Here is a 15,283-nt window from a genome sequence, read left to right as displayed (position 1 = left end):
AATCGCGCGCCCCGCGTTACCGCTGTTCGTTTCGTCCTTTTCGCCCGCCGGCGGTCGGCCGTGCACCGCTTCCGACGGCGTGGACCAGGGAGATTCCTCGCTATTTCCGCTGCTCGCGCCCCGGTGTGTCGAGCTTGCGCACCCGGTGCCGTGCTGTTTACTCGGTCCGGTCAACCAGACGTTCGAGTGACGAGTGGAAGCGGAGGAGACATGGCACTGCCTACCATGACCGCAGAGCAGCGTACCGAGGCCTTGGCCAAGGCGGCTGCGGTCCGCAAGGCACGCTCCGAACTGATCGGCAAGGTGAAGGCGGGCAAGGTCTCGGTCGCGGACCTGCTGAAGAAGGCCGACTCCGACGAGCTGGTCAAGAAGACCAAGGTGGCCGCGGTGATCAAGGCACTGCCCGGTGTCGGGCCGGTGAAGGCCGCCAAGCTGATGGACCAGGCGGAGATCCCGGAGGACCGCCGCATCGGTGGTTTGGGCGCGCGCCAGCGCGCGGCACTGCTGGAAGCGCTGAAGGACTGACGGGCGGGGAATTCGGCGCACGCGGCGTCATCCGCGGAGGCACCGGATCACGCCCGTGGTGATCTCCCACGGGCGTCCCGGGCTCGCTGGTCGGCGGAGGCGCGTGCACGGCGGCGCGGGAAACGCAGGGTGACCGGCTGCGGATCCGACAGGGGCAGGTCGCCGCGTGGCGGTAGGAAGACGCAGACCGCTCCACCGGCCACGAGCAGGAATGCCGCGATCAAGCTGGCGGTGAGGCTCGCCGCGCCGAGTCCGGCGGGCCGGTGCAGGACGTGGTACAGGAAATGGGGGACACCGAAGGTCAGCCAGCCGACACCCGCGAGGCGGGCCGCCGTGGTCCGGTCGACCACCAGCGCGGCGACCGTCACCGCGGTCAGCGCCAGGAAGAAGGATCCGACGTCGGCCGCCAGATGGTGGTTGTACGGGCCGTCGGCTGCCACCCACCGGACGCCGAACCCCGGAAAACTGGTGTACCAGGACTGCGGCGCGAGGGTGGCCCAGAGCCCGATGATCGCCCCTTGCACCGCCAGTACGGCCAGCACGATCCGCGTGAGCAGCAGGCGGCGGTGCTGCTGGAACCGCATTCGTACCCGCAGGCCCTCGGAGTTACCCTCCACCGAGATCCGCATCGGCCGCTCCGTTCTCGCCGAACCCGTTTCGGCTCCGTGCAGTCACGGTAAAACGGGCGTCCGGCGCGGGCAATAGTGAGTCAGGCCAACATGGAGCCGGCTTCCGGATCGCTGTTGATCCGATCGGGGGCGCTGTAGACGTTCATGGTGTCGCCACGGAGGAATCCGACCAGGGTGAGGCCGGCCTCGGCGGCGAGGTCGACCGCCAGCGAGCTGGGCGCCGAGACCGCGCCGAGCATCGGAATCCCGGCCATGACGGCCTTCTGCACCAGTTCGAACGATGCGCGCCCGCTGACGATCAGCACGAGATCGTGGGCGGGAATGCGGGTTTCGCGCAGCGCCCAGCCGATCACCTTGTCGACGGCGTTGTGCCTGCCGATGTCCTCCCGCACGGCCAGCGGTCGGCCTCCGGGGGTGAACAGGCCCGCGGCGTGCAGGCCGCCGGTGGCGTCGAAGACGGACTGACGGTCGCGCAACCGGTCCGGCATGGTGGTCAGGACGCGGGTGTCCACCGCGGGGCCGCCGGGTGGCAGGGGGAACCGGGTGCGGGTGCGGACCTCGTCCAGAGCGGTCTTGCCGCACAGCCCGCAGGCTCCGGTGGTGAGAAAGGAACGGGTCCGCACCGGGACGGGGGTCCGCAGGGTGACGTCGAGGACGTTGTAGGTATTGCGGCCCTGGTCGTCGGTGCCCGCGCAGTAACGCGCCGCCACGATGTCCTCGGCGGAGCCGATGATGCCTTCGCTCAGCAGGAATCCGTGCACCAGATCGATGTCGGTGCCGGGGGTGCGCATGGTGACCGTCAGCGACTGCCCGCCGACGCGGATTTCCAGCGGCTCCTCGACGGCGAGGGTGTCCGGGCGGTGGATGTCCGCGCCGGGAGTGATCCTGCGCATCCGGCGGCGCGCGGTGACGCGACTCATGCGCTGTGCCTCTCGCCCTGCGTGGTTACGCTGCGCTGCCGCCTCCGGGGCTGACCGCTCATGCTGTGTCCGATTTCGGCATGAGCGGGGCCTTGCGTGGTTACGCTGCGCTGCCGCCTGCGGGCCTGACCGCTCATGCCGGTGCAGCCTCGAGACGGATGGTGACCGCCTTGGAGGCCGGTGTGTTCGAGCGTTTCGCGACGTGATCCAGCGGCACGAGGGGATTGGTTTCGGGATAATAGGCGGCGGCATTGCCGCGCGGGGTGGGGTAGGAGACCAGGCGGAAGCCCTCGACGCGGCGTTCGGTGCCATCGGTCCATTCGGAGACGAGATCGACCAGATCGCCGTCGCGGAAGCCGAACGCGGCGATGTCGTCGGGATGGACCAGCACCACTTTGCGGCCGTTGTGGATGCCGCGGTAGCGGTCGTCGAGACCGTAGATGGTGGTGTTGTACTGGTCGTGACTGCGCAGGGTTTGCAGGATCAGCCTGCCCGCGGGGACCGGCAGCCAGCTCAGCTCGTTGACCGCGAAGTTGGCTTTGCCGGTGGCGGTGCGAAATTCGCGGGCGTCGCGGGGCGGGTGGGGAAGCCGGAAGCCGTTGCGGGCGCGCACCTTGGTGTTGTAGTCGGCGCAGCCGGGCACGACGCGAGCGATGGCGCCGCGGATGTGGTCGTAGTCGTGGGCGAAGCGCGCCCACGGGACCGGATGCTCGGGGCCGAGGAGCGCCTGGGCGAGTTCGCAGACGATGGCGACTTCGCTGCGCAGTTGGTCGCTGACCGGCTTCAGCCGTCCGGTGGACAGGTGCACCATCGACATCGAGTCCTCCACCGAGACCTGCTGTTTGCCGCCGTCGGGCGCGAGGTCGAGGTCGGTACGCCCGAGCGTCGGCAAGATGAGCGCGGTGCGGCCGTGCACGACGTGGCTGCGATTGAGTTTGGTGGAGACCTGCACGGTCAGCGCGCAGCCGCGCAGCGCGGCCTCGGTCACGCCGGTGTCCGGAGTCGCGGAGACGAAGTTGCCGCCCATGCCGAAGAAGACCTTCGCGCGTCCGTCGCGCATGGCGCGGATGGCCCCGACGGTGTCGAAGCCGTGCTCGCGCGGGCTGGCGATGCCGAACTCGCGGTCGAGCGCGTCGAGAAAGGTGTGGGGCATCTTCTCCCAGATGCCCATGGTGCGGTCGCCCTGCACGTTGGAGTGCCCGCGCACCGGGCACACCCCCGCCCCGGGTTTGCCGATCATGCCGCGCAAGAGCAGCAGGTTGGTGACCTCCTCGATGGTGGCCACCGCATGCGCCTGCTGGGTCAGGCCCATCGCCCAGCACACGATGATATTGCTCGCGCCCGCGAACACCTCCGCGGTGTGCTCGAGCTCGGCTCGGCGCAAACCGGTGGCCGCTTCGACGGTGGCGAGATCGACCCCGCGCACGTGCTTTTCGTACTCCGCGTAGCCGGCGCAGTGGGCGTCGACGAACGCCCGGTCGACCACCGTGCCCGGCGAGCGATCCTCGGCTTCCAGCAGCAGCCGGCCCAGCGCTTGGAACAGGGCCATATCCCCGCCGAGGCGGATCTGCAGGAAATCGTCGGCAATCGGCACACCGGTGGTGACGCCTTTGACCGTCTGCGGATCCCGGAACCCCAGCAGCCCGGTCTCCGGGAGCGGGTTGATCGCGACGACCCGGGCGCCCGCGGCCTTGGCCGCGGCGAGCGCGCTGAGCATCCGTGGGTGGTTGGTGCCCGGGTTCTGTCCCGCGACCACGATCAGGTCGGCCTGGGCGAAGTCGTCGATGGAGACCGAGCCCTTGCCGATTCCGATCGAGCCCGACAGCGCCGTGCCGGAGGACTCGTGACACATGTTGGAGCAGTCCGGCAGGTTGTTGGTGCCGTAGCTGCGCACCAGGAGCTGATAGAGGAACGCGGTCTCGTTACTGGTGCGGCCGGAGGTGTAGAACACCGCCTCGTCGGGCGAGTCCAGGCCGCGCAGGGTCTCCGCGATCAGGTGGTAGGCGTCGTCCCAGGCGATGGGGCGGTAGTGGGTGTCGCCGGGCCGCAGCACCATGGGGTGGGTCAGCCGGCCCTGCTGCCCGAGCCAATAGCCGGACTTCTCACTCAGCTCCGCCACCGGGTGAGCCGCGAAGAATTCCGGAGTCACCGTGCGCAGCGTGGCTTCTTCGGCGACGGCCTTGGCGCCGTTCTCGCAGAACTCGGCGGGCCTGCGATGGCCGGTCGGCTCCGGCCATGCGCAGCCGGGGCAGTCGAAGCCGTGCACTTGATTGACCCGAGCCAAGGTGCGGGCGGTGCGCACGACGCCCATCTCCTCGATCGAGCGTTTCAGCGCCACCGCCACGGCGGTGACGCCCGCGGCCTGCTCTTCGGGCGGGGTCACCGTGAGCTCGGACTCGTCGATGTCACGGCTCGGTCCGTTTCGGTGCATGCCGCCATTGTCCTCTCCGCGCGGTGTGAAGCGGGCGGGGACCGTACGACCGGGCGTCAGCACCGCCCACGGAGGGCCGTGCGGTCGAGAATCCGGCGGTCAGGATCGGCGGCGCGCTGCCGCGATATCGGCCGCGCCCGTGCGCTGCTCGTCGCCGCGATAGGTGAGGACCCGCTCGCTGATGCGGACGCGCCAGCCCGGCGGGAGCTCGGTCGGCGACGTGCTGATCCGGGTCCACTGATCGGTGCCGGGACCGGCGATGAAGGTGCCCGAGGTGGCGGCGGCGTCCCGGACGTACACCTTGCCGCCGTCGACCGACACATACGCGTGGACGCGCGACACGTGGCGGTCGCGCTGGATGACGATCGGCGCGGCGGTGGCGGCGCGCACCGATTCGTCCACCTGCGGGCCGCGCCCGATGACGTAGGCGCGGTTCAACGGGTAGGCCGCGCCGTCCTCGGTGACCAGCGCACCGATCGCCGTGTCGCCGGCCGGGCGCGCGGCTCGCGTCGCACCGTTCTCGGGACCTTTGCGCAGAGCGACCGGTTCGTGCGCGGGCTGCACCTGGGACCAGGCGAGCGGGCGATCGGCGACGGGCCGGGGCGGACGGGGTTTGGCCAGGAGGCGGGCGGACTCGGCCGGCCGGGCGACCGGGGCCGAGTCGGTCGGCCGGGCGACCGGCTTCGGCTGGGCGACGGCGTCGGCGGCGCCGGTCGGTTCGGGCATCGCGGCGAAGCCGGCCGCCGCTGTCGGTTCTGGTTCGCCCCGCGCTGCGGGCTCGGAGGCGCGCGGCTCGACGGTCTTCCCGGCGCGCCGCACCGCGGCGTGCATGACGAAACCGCCGCCGGGGACCACGCCCGCGCGCAGATCCGTGCGGGGGAGGGCGATCGGCGGCGTGTCCGCGTCCGCGCCGATCGTGATGCGGCGCACCGGCTCGCGCACGATCTCGTCCACCCAGGTGAACGCGCGCCCGCCGTCGAGGCGGCGGGTGCCCTCCGCGCCTTGGATCTCGGCGGTCACCGGTCCGCGCAACAGGATCAGCAAGCCGTCGTCGGTCGGCGCGACCACGCCGAACGGCGGCGGTTGTACCGTGCTGCCGAAGATCACCGCGGCCAAGCGTTGCGCCAGGGCGGCGCCGGGGTGCTCGCCTTCGGCCACGGCTTCGATGGTGCCGAGTATCCGGTCGGTGGAGGTCGTTTCGGCTCCGAGGTAGGCGACGACCGCACCGAAGCGAGCGACGAGCCCGTCGCCCGGTGCGACACCCACGGTGGACGGTTTCCTGCGCACCCGCGCCCTCCTTCCCGGCGCACTACCGGCATTCCGAAGCCAGCATAGAGCGTCGGCGACAACCGAACCGGGGTCTGCGAGCGTGGCGAAGCGGAATGCGGGAATCCTCCGGAGCGCCGCCCGGTTCTCCGATCACGCTCGGGCGCGCGCCTTTTCGCGAGCGGTTGCTTTCGCCATCGCCAAGGCTGTGAGCTGCGCGTTGTGGTGTTTTCCGCAGTCGGCGACGGTCATACTCGGAAGCTTCTGTTATGTCCTAAGTCACAATTCGAGGTTCGTGGACACTACTGGCGCTCAGGGTGAATGGTCGGTGGGCCCCGGGCTCCGGACGATCGACGCGGATCCGCATAACTCCCTGCTGGGCCGACGGGTTCGCGCCAGCGAGATCGCAGTGGTCGCGCGGCCCCGATCCGGTGGCGCGTGCAGCACATCCGAGTCGCGGGGCCGGTACGCCCGGGGATGACCCTGCGACGACAACGGGTGCGCCGGAAGTCGCGACGGCGTCTCGGCGAGTCGTTGCGTCACCACGGCCTGATCGGTCCACGGCCGACCCCTGTCTCGCAGTTCCGGATGTTTCGCACCACCGATTTGCGCTGATCACCCGAACGCCGTTCGTCCCTGGTTATGCTCGGCCCATGAGCGCAGCAGCCGTCAGCCGCCGGGCCCGCCCGGCCAAAGCTCCGCTGAGTCGCGAGGTGATCATCGAGACCGGTCTGCGCATCCTGGACCGCGACGGCGCGGCGGCGCTGACCATGCGCCGGGTGGCGCAGGACTTGGACACCGGCGCGGCCTCGCTGTACGTGTACGTCGCCAATCGCGACGACCTGATGACCGCCATGCTCGACCATGTCCTCGGCACCGTCCCGGAGCCGGCCGGGGCGAGTTGGCGGGCGCGGCTCACCGCACTGGCCGACGCCATGGTGGCGGCGATGAGCAGGCACGAAGGGCTGGCGCTCGTCGCGCTCGGCGTGATCCCGAGCAGTCCCAACGCGGTGCGGTTGGTGGAACTGATGCTCGGCGCGCTCGTCGAGGCGGGATTGGACGACCGGACCGCGTCGTGGGCGGTGGACCTGCTCTTTCTGCATATCACCGCCGCGGCGGCGGAGCAGAGCAAGCACGACACCGGCGGCGGCAGCGAACAGGAGTACCTCGCGGCGATCGAGCGGCGCTTCGCCGAACTGCCCGTCGACCGCTATCCGACCGTGGTGGCCATGCGGGAGGCTCTGCTGTCGGGTGACGGCGACGCACGCGCGGCCTGGGCGGTGCAAGTGCTGATCAGCGGCATCCTCGCTACCCCGGCGGAGTGAAATTCGCTGGTATGCGTCAGGTGTGCCGCTGCACAATGGGCGGATGATCCGGCCCGCGACGAGCGAAGACCTACCCGTGCTGCAAGAGATCGAACGTGCGGCGGGTAAGCCGTTCGCGGACGTCGGCATGACGGCGGTAGCCGACGACGAACCGCCTTCGAAGGCGACGTTGCGCGAGTTCCAGCAGGCCGGGCGCGCCTGGGTTTGGAGCGACGCCGACGCGCCGATCGCCTACCTGATCGTGGGCGTGGTCGACGGAAACGCCCATATCGAGCAGGTGTCGGTGCATCCCGACCACGCCCGCCGCCGGATCGGCAAACGCTTGCTCGACCAGGCCGCCCGGTGGGCCGCCACCGCGCAACTGCCCGCGATGACGTTGACCACCTTCACCGAGGTGCCGTGGAACGGCCCGTATTACCAGCGGCTCGGTTTCCGCTACCTGGCGGCGGACGAGGAGACGCCGGGGTTGATCGCCTTGCGTACCGCCGAACGGGCCCACGGCCTCGACCGCTGGCCGCGTGCGTGCATGCGCGCGGACCTGTCCGAGTGGTCGATGGACTGAACCGGCGGTGCGGTCAGGCGAGGGCGCGCGCGGCCGCGGCCGCCGCGGTCGCGCGATCCCCGGCGACCAAGCCGATGCGTGTGCGCCGATCCAGCAGGTCCCCGGCCTCCAGCGCGCCCTCGTGGGACACCGCGAAGGCGAATTCGGCAGCCAGCACGTCCATTCCGGGCGCGACCGGCTCGGCGAGCGCCGGATCGCGCCGCGCCGCGGCCACGACGTCGGCCGCCTCACTGCCGTACCGCTCGATCAGCACGGGTGGGGCATCGATGCGGTCGCGTGCCGCGCCGGAGACCGCGCCTACCAGCGGCAGCCGCCGGGTGCGGCACGGCCCCGCGGCGAGACCACCGTGCGCGACCGCGGCGTCGATCACGTCCTCGGCCATCTTCCGGTACGTGGTGAGCTTGCCGCCGACGATGGTGACGACCCCGGTCGGGGAACGCAGCACCGCGTGCTGCCGGGAGATGTCGGCCGTGCTGTCGTCGGCGGTTTGCAGCAGGGGGCGCAATCCGGCGTAGGAGCCGCGAATGTCGTCGCGCGTCAACGGCTCTCGCAGGGCCGGATTGATGGTGTCGAGCAGGAAATCGATTTCGCTCCCGGTGGGCTCGGGCTCGTCGGGCACCGGGCCGGGCGCGTCCTCGTCGGTCAAGCCCAGGTACACCCGGCCGTGCGCGGCGGGAAAGGCGAACACGAAGCGGCCGATGCTGCCGGGCACGGGGACGGTGAGCGCCGCGCTGAGGCCGCCGAAGGACTCGGCGGAGAACACCAGATGTGTGCCGCGACTCGGGCGCAGCCGGATGCTCGGGTCCACCTGGTCGGCCCAGACGCCGGTGGCGTTCACTACGGTGCGCGGTCGAACCGTGAGCGTCTCGCCGGTGCGGGTGTCGCGCAGGGTCGCCGACTGCCCGGTCACCTCGCGCGCTTCGACGCGGGTCAGGATCCGTGCGCCGTGCGCCGCCGCCGTGCGCGCCAGTGCGACGACCAAGCGCGCGTCGTCGACCAGTTGCCCGTCCCATGCCTGCAGGCCACCACGCAGATCCGCCCGCCGCACGGTCGGTGCGAGCCGCACGGCTTCCGCGGCGGCGACGCGCCGGGACCGGGGCAGCAGCGCGGCGGGCGTGCCCGCGCCGCGCCGCAGTAGATCGCCCGCCACGAAACCGGCGCGCACCAGAGCGGCTTGCGTCGTGCCGACATTCGGCAGCAGCGGCACCAGTTGGGGCAGCGGGCGCACCAGATGCGGCGCCGTGGTGCGCAGCAGGATGCCGCGTTCCACCGCGCTCTCGTGGGCGATGCCCACCCTGCCGCCCGCCAGGTACCGCAAGCCGCCGTGCACCAGTTTGGAACTCCAGCGGCTGGTGCCGAACGCCAGGTCGTGGCGTTCCACCAGCACGGTCCGCAGTCCGCGGGCGGCGGCGTCCAGCGCGGCTCCCGCGCCGGTGACGCCACCGCCGATCACCAAGACGTCGATCTCGGCGCCGTCGCCGAGCCGCGACAGATCCGCGGCGCGGCGCGCGGCGTTCAGCGCGGAGTCTGCGGTACGCACCGGTTCAGTGCTCATCACAATGCCTTTCGGATCCAGCGGGAACGGCCGGAGGGGGTACCCCCTCACGACTGCGCTCGGGCGGCGTCTTCGGCTGTGTCGTGGGCGCGATCGTCCAAGTAGCCGTCGATCGCGCGACGGAGTTCGGCGTCGAGGTGCTCGCCCGCCAGCAGCGGCGCGACGGTGCCCGCCGACTGGACCGCGGACTGGGCGATCAGCAGCAGCATCGTGGCCATTCGCTCCGGATCGCCCGCGCGGATGGAGCCGTCTCGCTGGCCGTCTCGGATGCCCGCCGCGAACAGCTCGATCAACGCGCGCTGGTTGCGCCCGAGCCTGCCGAAGACGTAGGTGAGCATCAGGTCGGTGTCGGTGCGGAAGATCTTGCCGAACAAGGGATTCGTCCGCACCGTCGCCGCTCCGGCGACCACGCCCTCGACCAGCCTGGTGCGTGCGCTGCCCGCCGACGGCATGGTCGCCGCCACGATCCCGCGCAGCTCGCGAACCAGCAACTCCGCGACCAGCGCGCCGGTGTCCGGCCAGCGCCGGTAGACCGTCGGCCTGCTGACGCCCGCCCGCCGCGCCACCTCGGTGAGCGTGGTGCGGCGTACGCCGAACTCCTCCACGCAGGCGCGGGCGGCGTCCAGGATCGCCGAGTCGGTCGCCGAGAGGTGCTCGGCGGAGGTGTCGGGAGCGGTCAAAGCGTCACCACCGGGGTCGAGCGGCCGGCGGCGAGGCGTCGGCCAGGGAGGATTTATCCAGATGATCGTTACTGCTTGACAGTATATGTCAAACTGTAACGCATGGTGGACACGCGGCAGCACACCGATGGCGATCCGGCCCCGTCGGCGACGACCGGTCCGGGCGACTCGGCGGGTATGGTCTGGGATGCCTGGGGCATCGCGGCTGGTCACCAGCCGCTTTCGGAACGGATCCGTGGTCTGCTGACGCAGGTGTTCGGGGTCTCCGGCAACCTGGTGGCGCGCCGCGACGAGGGCGACGTGCCACTGCGCGAATCGGCGCTGACGCCCGAGCGGCGAGCCGGGCTGGTCGAGGTGGTCGGTCCCGGCAACGTGTCGGCCGACCATCGCGATCGGCTGCGGCACGCGGGCGGGAAGAGCACGCCCGATCTGCTGCGTCGCCGGGCCGAGGGGCCGCAGGACGCGCCGGACGCCGTCGTCTTCCCGGCCGATCACGACGAGGTCCTCGCCGTCCTCGCCTACTGCGCGCGGCACGCCGTCGCGGTGGTCCCGTTCGGCGGTGGTACCAGCGTGGTCGGCGGCGTCGATCCCGTACGCGGCCGCTTCGACACCGTGATCGCTCTGGATCTGCGCAGGCTGGCCGGGTTGAGCGAGGTCGATCCGGTCAGCGGCACCGCGACCCTGGGCGCGGGCGTGACCGGTCCGCGCGCGGAGGAACTGCTCGGCGCGCACGGGCTGTCCCTCGGTCACTTCCCGCAGAGTTTCGAGTTCGCCACCCTCGGCGGTTTCGCGGCGACACGGTCGTCCGGCCAGGCCTCGGCGGGCTACGGCCGCTTCGACGACATGGTGCAGCGGCTGAAAATCGCCACCCCCAGCGGCACGCTCGAACTCGGGCGCGCGCCCGCTTCGGCGGCGGGGCCGGACCTGCGCGAGTTGTTCGTCGGGTCGGAGGGCACGCTCGGCGTGATCACCGAGGTCACGCTGCGGGTGCATCCGGTTCCGGAAACCGTCGCCTACCAAGCGTGGGCATTCCCCGATTTCGCGACCGGCGCCGCCGCGTTGCGCGCGGTGGTGCAGGCGGGTGCGGCGCCCACCGTGCTCCGCCTGTCCGACGAGGCGGAGACCGGGATCAATCTCGCCCGCTCCGGCGATATCGGCGGCAACCCCGTGGCCGGGTGCCTGGCCGTCACCACCTACGAGGGCAGTGCGGCGCATGTCGCCGCACGCAGCGCCGAAGCGGCCGCCGTGCTGGCCGCCGCGGGCGGTGCGTCCTTGGGGGAGACACCGGCCCGGGAATGGGAGCACGGTCGTTTCGCCGCCCCGTACCTGCGCGACGCGCTGCTGGACGCGGGCGTGCTCTGCGAGACGTTGGAGACCGCCACCACCTGGTCGAATCTGAGCGCGCTGAAGGCGAAGGTCACCGCGGCGCTGACCGATTCGCTCGGCGCGCAGGGAACTCCGCCCTTGGTCATGTGCCACATCTCGCACACCTATCCGACCGGCGCGTCGCTGTACTTCACCGTCGTCGCCAAGCAACTCGACGACCCGCTGACCCAGTGGCAGGCCGCCAAGCGCGCCGCGGGCGACGCCATCGTCGCCACGGGCGGCACCATCACCCACCACCATGCGGTGGGCACCGATCATCGTCCGTGGGTGCCGGACGAAGTGGGCGATCTAGGCGTGCGCGTGCTGCGCGCGGTGAAGGCCGAACTCGACCCGGCGGGCATCCTGAATCCCGGAAAGCTGGTGCCGTGAACGACTACTCGCCGGTGCGCAAGATCACCGTGGTGACCAATCCGCGGTCCGGGCACGGCAGGGGAGGCGACGCGGCGAGCGTCGCGATCGCCCGCTTCCGCGCGGGCGGTGCGGAGGTCACGCAGGTATGCGCTCCCTCGGCCGCCGAAACAGTTCGGCAGGTGCGGGATTCGATCGCAGGGAGTGCGAGACCCGATGCCGTGGTGTGCGTCGGCGGCGACGGCCTGATCAACGTGACCCTCCCGGCCGTCGCCGAGACCGGGGTGGCGCTCGGCATGATTCCCGCGGGTACCGGCAATGATCTGGCCAGGGAACTCGGCGTGCCGACCGACGATCCGCAAGCCGCCGCCTCGCTCGTGCTGCGCGGGCGGACCAGGACGATCGACCTCGGCCGCATCGAGTCGTCCGACCCACCGATGTGGTTCGCCACGGTGGCGGGCACCGGATTCGACGCGCGGGTCACCCTGCGCGCGAACGAGATGCGCTGGCCGAAGGGCAGACTGCGTTACACCGTCGCCGCGCTGGCCGAGATCTCCGGACGCTTCACCGTGCCCTACCGGGTCGAGCTGGTGGACGCGGTGACCGACGGACTGACCAACCCAGGCGCCGGCTCGGAGTTGGCGACCGAGGCGGTCATGGTCGCGGTCGGCAACACCCGCACCTACGGCGGCGGCATGCTGATCTGCCCGGACGCGTTGATGGACGACGGACTGCTCGACCTGACCGTGGTCGGCGCGTTGTCGCGCGGGGAGATGCTGCGCCTGCTGCCCGCGCTGTCGGCGGGCAAACGGCAGAATCACCCGGAGGTCAAGCAGTTCCGCGCCGCGGCCGTCACGCTCACCGCGGCGGGCGCGCCCGCCACCGCGGACGGCGAGCCGGCGGGCACGCTGCCGATCACGATCCGGGCGGTGCCGGCGGCGTTGACCGTTCTGGTGCCCTGACCGCAGCGGTTCCGGTCAGGCGAACGTCACGCACCGCAGGTTGTTCACGGCCGCGCGGTCGACGATGACCACCGATCGGGACGCGCAGTCTGCCGACCGGCGCTGCGTCGCCACGGTGCGCATCAGTCGCCGCCAGCGCCGCACATGCAGCCGGAAGACCACGTGGTTGATCCGTCGGCCGCGGCTGTGCTGGCCCGCGCGGGCCACCGCCGCGGGCACGTCCAGCATGAGCAGGTGCAGCTCGCGATCTACTGCCCAGCGCGCGATCAGCGCGCGCGCCCATCCGAAGGTGGCGCAGTCGTGGATGACGACCGGGCCGCCTGCCTCCCGCAACGCGGTGCGAATGGCCTGGAAGTGCGCGACGTGCACCAGCGGGCGCCACAGCAGGTAGGGCAGCCACCACAGCCTGGGCCGCAAGCGATTACGCGCCTGCATCGAGTCGAGCACCAGCACCCCGGCGGCACTGCGCGAGGGCGTGGTGGCCGCCGCGTCGGCGCCGAAGAACTTGCGCAGCGCGGTGCTCTTGCCCGCGCCGGGGACGCCCGCGACGACCAGCGCCGCCGCGGCGGGATAGCGGATCTCCGTGATCGTCCGACCGCGCAGATCGTGCAGCGTCTCCGGGACCAGGACCGGCAGCCGGGGTTCGGGGGCGTACGCCTCCAGCGGGGGGTTCACCTCTCCCAGCGTCCGCAGCCGACGCCTGTTCTGCAACCGGGAAAACCCCGGTTTTTCTTGGGGATTCACGGGGAGAGGAACGCCTGGGGTATTCACCCTTTCCAGGGTCCGGAAAATTCACGTTTTGGCAATAATGGACATTTCGGACATGAATGGGTCACGCGCGTTTCCGGCCCGCCGACCGCGCGCGAAGATGCATTCGTTCGCCCTGGGACCCGAAAAGGCTCAGGATTTCCACCGGCCCTCGGCCCGCGCTGCCGAACCAATGCGGTTGGCGGGTGTCGAATTCCGCGGCCTCGCCCGGGCCGAGCACCAGATCGTGCTCGCCGAGCACCAGCCGCAGTCGTCCGGACAGCACATAGAGCCACTCGAAACCCTCGTGCACCTTGGGGTCGGCTTCGCCGCGGTCGGGTGGGATGATGATCTTGAACGCTTGCAGCGGACCCGGCTGCCGGGTCAGGGGAACAATGGTGAGCCCGTTTATCTTTCGCGCCGTCGTGTGGACTCGCGGATCGGCGATCGCGGGCGCGGCCACCAGTTCGTCCAAGGGCACCTGGTGGGCCATGGCGATCGGCAGCAGCAGTTCCAGGCTGGCCTTCCGCTGACCGGACTCGAGCCGCGACAGGGTGCTCTTGGAGATCCCGGTGCTTTCGGCCAGCGCGGTCAGCGTGACGTTGCGACGAGTGCGCAGTGCTTTGAGCCGGGGCCCGATATCGGCGAGGGCTTGGGTGACAGCCGGTGGTGTGGACATGTCACCAGTGCACTGCGTCTTCCCGATTTTGGCAACATTAGTTGCTGAATCGGCGGGGCGGCGCCACGGTATCCATGGAGGTGATCGCGGATGGGCGAGACATATGACGTGGTGATCGTGGGCGGCGGAGCGGCGGGGTTGTCCGGTGCGTTGGTCCTGGCCCGGGCGCGGCGGCGCGTCGCGGTGGTCCGGGGCGGCGCGCCGCGTAACGCGCCTGCCGAGCACATGCACGGATTCCTGTCCCGGGACGGGATGCCTCCGGCGGAACTGCTGGCGAGCGGGGCCGCCGAGGCCGTGAGCTATGGCGCGGAGATGATCGACGACGTCGTCGTCGGCGCCGAGCGCACCGGGCAGGACGACCACACGCTGCGGCTCGGTGGCGGCGAAGCGCTTCGGGCTCGCCGCGTACTGGTGGCCACCGGGCTGCGCGATGAACTGCCGGAGCTGCCCGGAGTGCGCGAACGGTGGGGCCGTGACGTGCTGCACTGCCCGTACTGCCACGGCTACGAGGTCCGGGACCGGCCGATCGGCGTGCTCGGCGGGCCGGAGCCCGGCGCCCTGGCCCGCGCGGTGCACCTGGCGCTGCTGTTGCCCCAGTGGTCGGACGACGTCGTCTTCTTCGCGAACACGATGACCCTGTCCGACGACGACCGCGCCCACTTGGACGCGCGCGGCGTCCGGCTGCTCGAGGGCCGGGTCGCCCGGTTCGTGGTGGACGACCGGCTGCGCGGTGTGGAACTGGCCGACGGGCGGGCGATACCGAGGGCCGCGATGTTCGTCGCGCCGACTTTCCGTGCCAACGACGAAGTGCTGGTCGCGCTCGGCTGCGCGTTCGACGCCGGCGGCTGGGTGGCGACGGACGCCACCGGACGCACCAGCGTGCCGGGTGTGTGGGCCGCGGGCAACGTCAGCAATCCGGCAGCTCAGGTCATCTCCGCCGCGGGCGCGGGCTCGGCCGCCGCGATCGCGATCAACGGCGACTTGGTGGCAGCCGAGGTCGCCGTGTTCGTCCGTTGAGAGGCAAATCCGGGTCCGAAATGCCGGAAGCTGAGAATTGCTTATGGATTCCGAGCTCGGTCTCTGATCGCCGGTAAGCTACTGACATGGGCGGAGTCTTCGGTGTCCCTCATCCACCGAAGACTCCGCCTCTTTTTGTCTTCATCGCGAAATAGCGTACGCGTCGGTGCCCGGCGGGCGGGTATTCCTCGCGATTCCCGCGCGGTGTCGGCCCGCGGATCCGCCGACCGCAGGCGACCGGGGTCGACCAA

General features: G+C 71.0%; 14 protein-coding genes. 6 read left to right on the top strand and 8 right to left on the bottom strand.

Features of this window, described 5'->3' with window-relative positions; all coding sequences use genetic code 11:
* Nucleotides 1–210 precede the first annotated feature (210 nt).
* Nucleotides 211–525 (top strand): integration host factor, actinobacterial type, encoded by a 315-nt coding sequence (gene mihF / locus ACWEKR_RS20360; protein WP_039796616.1) that lies wholly within the window; start codon nucleotides 211–213, stop codon nucleotides 523–525.
* Nucleotides 526–572: 47 nt separating this feature from the next.
* On the opposite strand, the gene ACWEKR_RS20355 is transcribed toward mihF, so the two are convergent.
* From ACWEKR_RS20355 to ACWEKR_RS20340, 4 genes are all read right to left on the bottom strand, one after another.
* Nucleotides 573–1,154 (bottom strand): hypothetical protein, encoded by a 582-nt coding sequence (locus ACWEKR_RS20355; RefSeq protein WP_452355799.1) that lies wholly within the window; start codon nucleotides 1,152–1,154, stop codon nucleotides 573–575.
* An 80-nt stretch (nucleotides 1,155–1,234) separates the two neighbouring features.
* The gene (gene fdhD, locus ACWEKR_RS20350; protein ID WP_452355798.1) at nucleotides 1,235–2,074 is read right to left on the bottom strand and encodes a formate dehydrogenase accessory sulfurtransferase FdhD; all 840 of its coding nucleotides are present in this window, start codon (nucleotides 2,072–2,074) and stop codon (nucleotides 1,235–1,237) included.
* A 133-nt stretch (nucleotides 2,075–2,207) separates the two neighbouring features.
* Nucleotides 2,208–4,505, bottom strand: coding sequence for an FdhF/YdeP family oxidoreductase (locus tag ACWEKR_RS20345; protein ID WP_452355797.1), 2,298 nt, complete (start codon nucleotides 4,503–4,505; stop codon nucleotides 2,208–2,210).
* A 99-nt stretch (nucleotides 4,506–4,604) separates the two neighbouring features.
* Nucleotides 4,605–5,792 (bottom strand): FHA domain-containing protein, encoded by a 1,188-nt coding sequence (locus tag ACWEKR_RS20340; protein WP_452355796.1) that lies wholly within the window; start codon nucleotides 5,790–5,792, stop codon nucleotides 4,605–4,607.
* Nucleotides 5,793–6,424: 632 nt separating this feature from the next.
* Here ACWEKR_RS20340 and ACWEKR_RS20335 point away from each other — a divergent pair.
* Entirely contained in the window at nucleotides 6,425–7,096 is a 672-nt protein-coding gene (locus ACWEKR_RS20335) for a TetR/AcrR family transcriptional regulator (protein WP_452355795.1), read from the top strand.
* A 43-nt stretch (nucleotides 7,097–7,139) separates the two neighbouring features.
* Nucleotides 7,140–7,658 carry a GNAT family N-acetyltransferase gene (locus ACWEKR_RS20330; protein WP_452355794.1) on the top strand — a complete coding sequence of 173 codons (519 nt, stop codon included), beginning with the start codon at nucleotides 7,140–7,142 and terminating at the stop codon, nucleotides 7,656–7,658.
* 13 nt (nucleotides 7,659–7,671) lie between these two features.
* Here ACWEKR_RS20330 and ACWEKR_RS20325 read toward each other — a convergent pair whose 3' ends face one another.
* Nucleotides 7,672–9,213, bottom strand: a complete 1,542-nt coding sequence (locus ACWEKR_RS20325) for a glycerol-3-phosphate dehydrogenase/oxidase (protein ID WP_452355793.1) — start codon at nucleotides 9,211–9,213, stop codon at nucleotides 7,672–7,674.
* 47 nt (nucleotides 9,214–9,260) lie between these two features.
* Nucleotides 9,261–9,893, bottom strand: coding sequence for a TetR/AcrR family transcriptional regulator (locus ACWEKR_RS20320; RefSeq protein WP_452355792.1), 633 nt, complete (start codon nucleotides 9,891–9,893; stop codon nucleotides 9,261–9,263).
* Nucleotides 9,894–10,070: 177 nt separating this feature from the next.
* On the opposite strand from ACWEKR_RS20320, the gene ACWEKR_RS20315 reads away from it, so the two are divergent.
* Both ACWEKR_RS20315 and ACWEKR_RS20310 read left to right on the top strand, forming a co-directional pair.
* On the top strand, nucleotides 10,071–11,648 hold the full coding sequence (locus ACWEKR_RS20315; protein WP_452355841.1) for an FAD-binding oxidoreductase: 1,578 nt from the start codon (nucleotides 10,071–10,073) through the stop codon (nucleotides 11,646–11,648).
* Nucleotides 11,645–12,589, top strand: coding sequence for a YegS/Rv2252/BmrU family lipid kinase (locus ACWEKR_RS20310; protein WP_452355791.1), 945 nt, complete (start codon nucleotides 11,645–11,647; stop codon nucleotides 12,587–12,589). The genes ACWEKR_RS20315 and ACWEKR_RS20310 overlap by 4 nt, the downstream gene beginning before the upstream one ends.
* Before the next feature lie 15 nt (nucleotides 12,590–12,604).
* On the opposite strand, the gene ACWEKR_RS20305 is transcribed toward ACWEKR_RS20310, so the two are convergent.
* Complete coding sequence (locus ACWEKR_RS20305; RefSeq protein ID WP_452355790.1) at nucleotides 12,605–13,264, bottom strand: AAA family ATPase; 660 nt, start codon at nucleotides 13,262–13,264, stop codon at nucleotides 12,605–12,607.
* 157 nt (nucleotides 13,265–13,421) lie between these two features.
* A complete protein-coding gene (locus ACWEKR_RS20300) occupies nucleotides 13,422–14,015 on the bottom strand; it encodes a helix-turn-helix domain-containing protein (protein ID WP_452355789.1) in 594 nt (197 codons plus the stop codon).
* 90 nt (nucleotides 14,016–14,105) lie between these two features.
* On the opposite strand from ACWEKR_RS20300, the gene ACWEKR_RS20295 reads away from it, so the two are divergent.
* Nucleotides 14,106–15,032, top strand: coding sequence for an NAD(P)/FAD-dependent oxidoreductase (locus ACWEKR_RS20295; RefSeq protein ID WP_452355788.1), 927 nt, complete (start codon nucleotides 14,106–14,108; stop codon nucleotides 15,030–15,032).
* The last annotated feature ends 251 nt before the right edge of the window (nucleotides 15,033–15,283 follow it).

It is taken from the genome of Nocardia sp. NPDC004573 (assembly GCF_053602135.1).
This window is presented reverse-complemented; position numbering and strand designations above follow the sequence as displayed.

Coding starts and splice junctions, on each gene's coding strand:
- mihF (WP_039796616.1), top strand. CDS start 211: ATGGCACTGCCTACCATGACCGCAGAGCAGCGTACCGAGGCCTTGGCC.
- ACWEKR_RS20355 (WP_452355799.1), bottom strand. CDS start 1,154: ATGCGGATCTCGGTGGAGGGTAACTCCGAGGGCCTGCGGGTACGAATG.
- fdhD (WP_452355798.1), bottom strand. CDS start 2,074: ATGAGTCGCGTCACCGCGCGCCGCCGGATGCGCAGGATCACTCCCGGC.
- ACWEKR_RS20345 (WP_452355797.1), bottom strand. CDS start 4,505: ATGCACCGAAACGGACCGAGCCGTGACATCGACGAGTCCGAGCTCACG.
- ACWEKR_RS20335 (WP_452355795.1), top strand. CDS start 6,425: ATGAGCGCAGCAGCCGTCAGCCGCCGGGCCCGCCCGGCCAAAGCTCCG.
- ACWEKR_RS20330 (WP_452355794.1), top strand. CDS start 7,140: ATGATCCGGCCCGCGACGAGCGAAGACCTACCCGTGCTGCAAGAGATC.
- ACWEKR_RS20325 (WP_452355793.1), bottom strand. CDS start 9,213: ATGAGCACTGAACCGGTGCGTACCGCAGACTCCGCGCTGAACGCCGCG.
- ACWEKR_RS20315 (WP_452355841.1), top strand. CDS start 10,071: ATGGTCTGGGATGCCTGGGGCATCGCGGCTGGTCACCAGCCGCTTTCG.
- ACWEKR_RS20300 (WP_452355789.1), bottom strand. CDS start 14,015: ATGTCCACACCACCGGCTGTCACCCAAGCCCTCGCCGATATCGGGCCC.
- ACWEKR_RS20295 (WP_452355788.1), top strand. CDS start 14,106: ATGGGCGAGACATATGACGTGGTGATCGTGGGCGGCGGAGCGGCGGGG.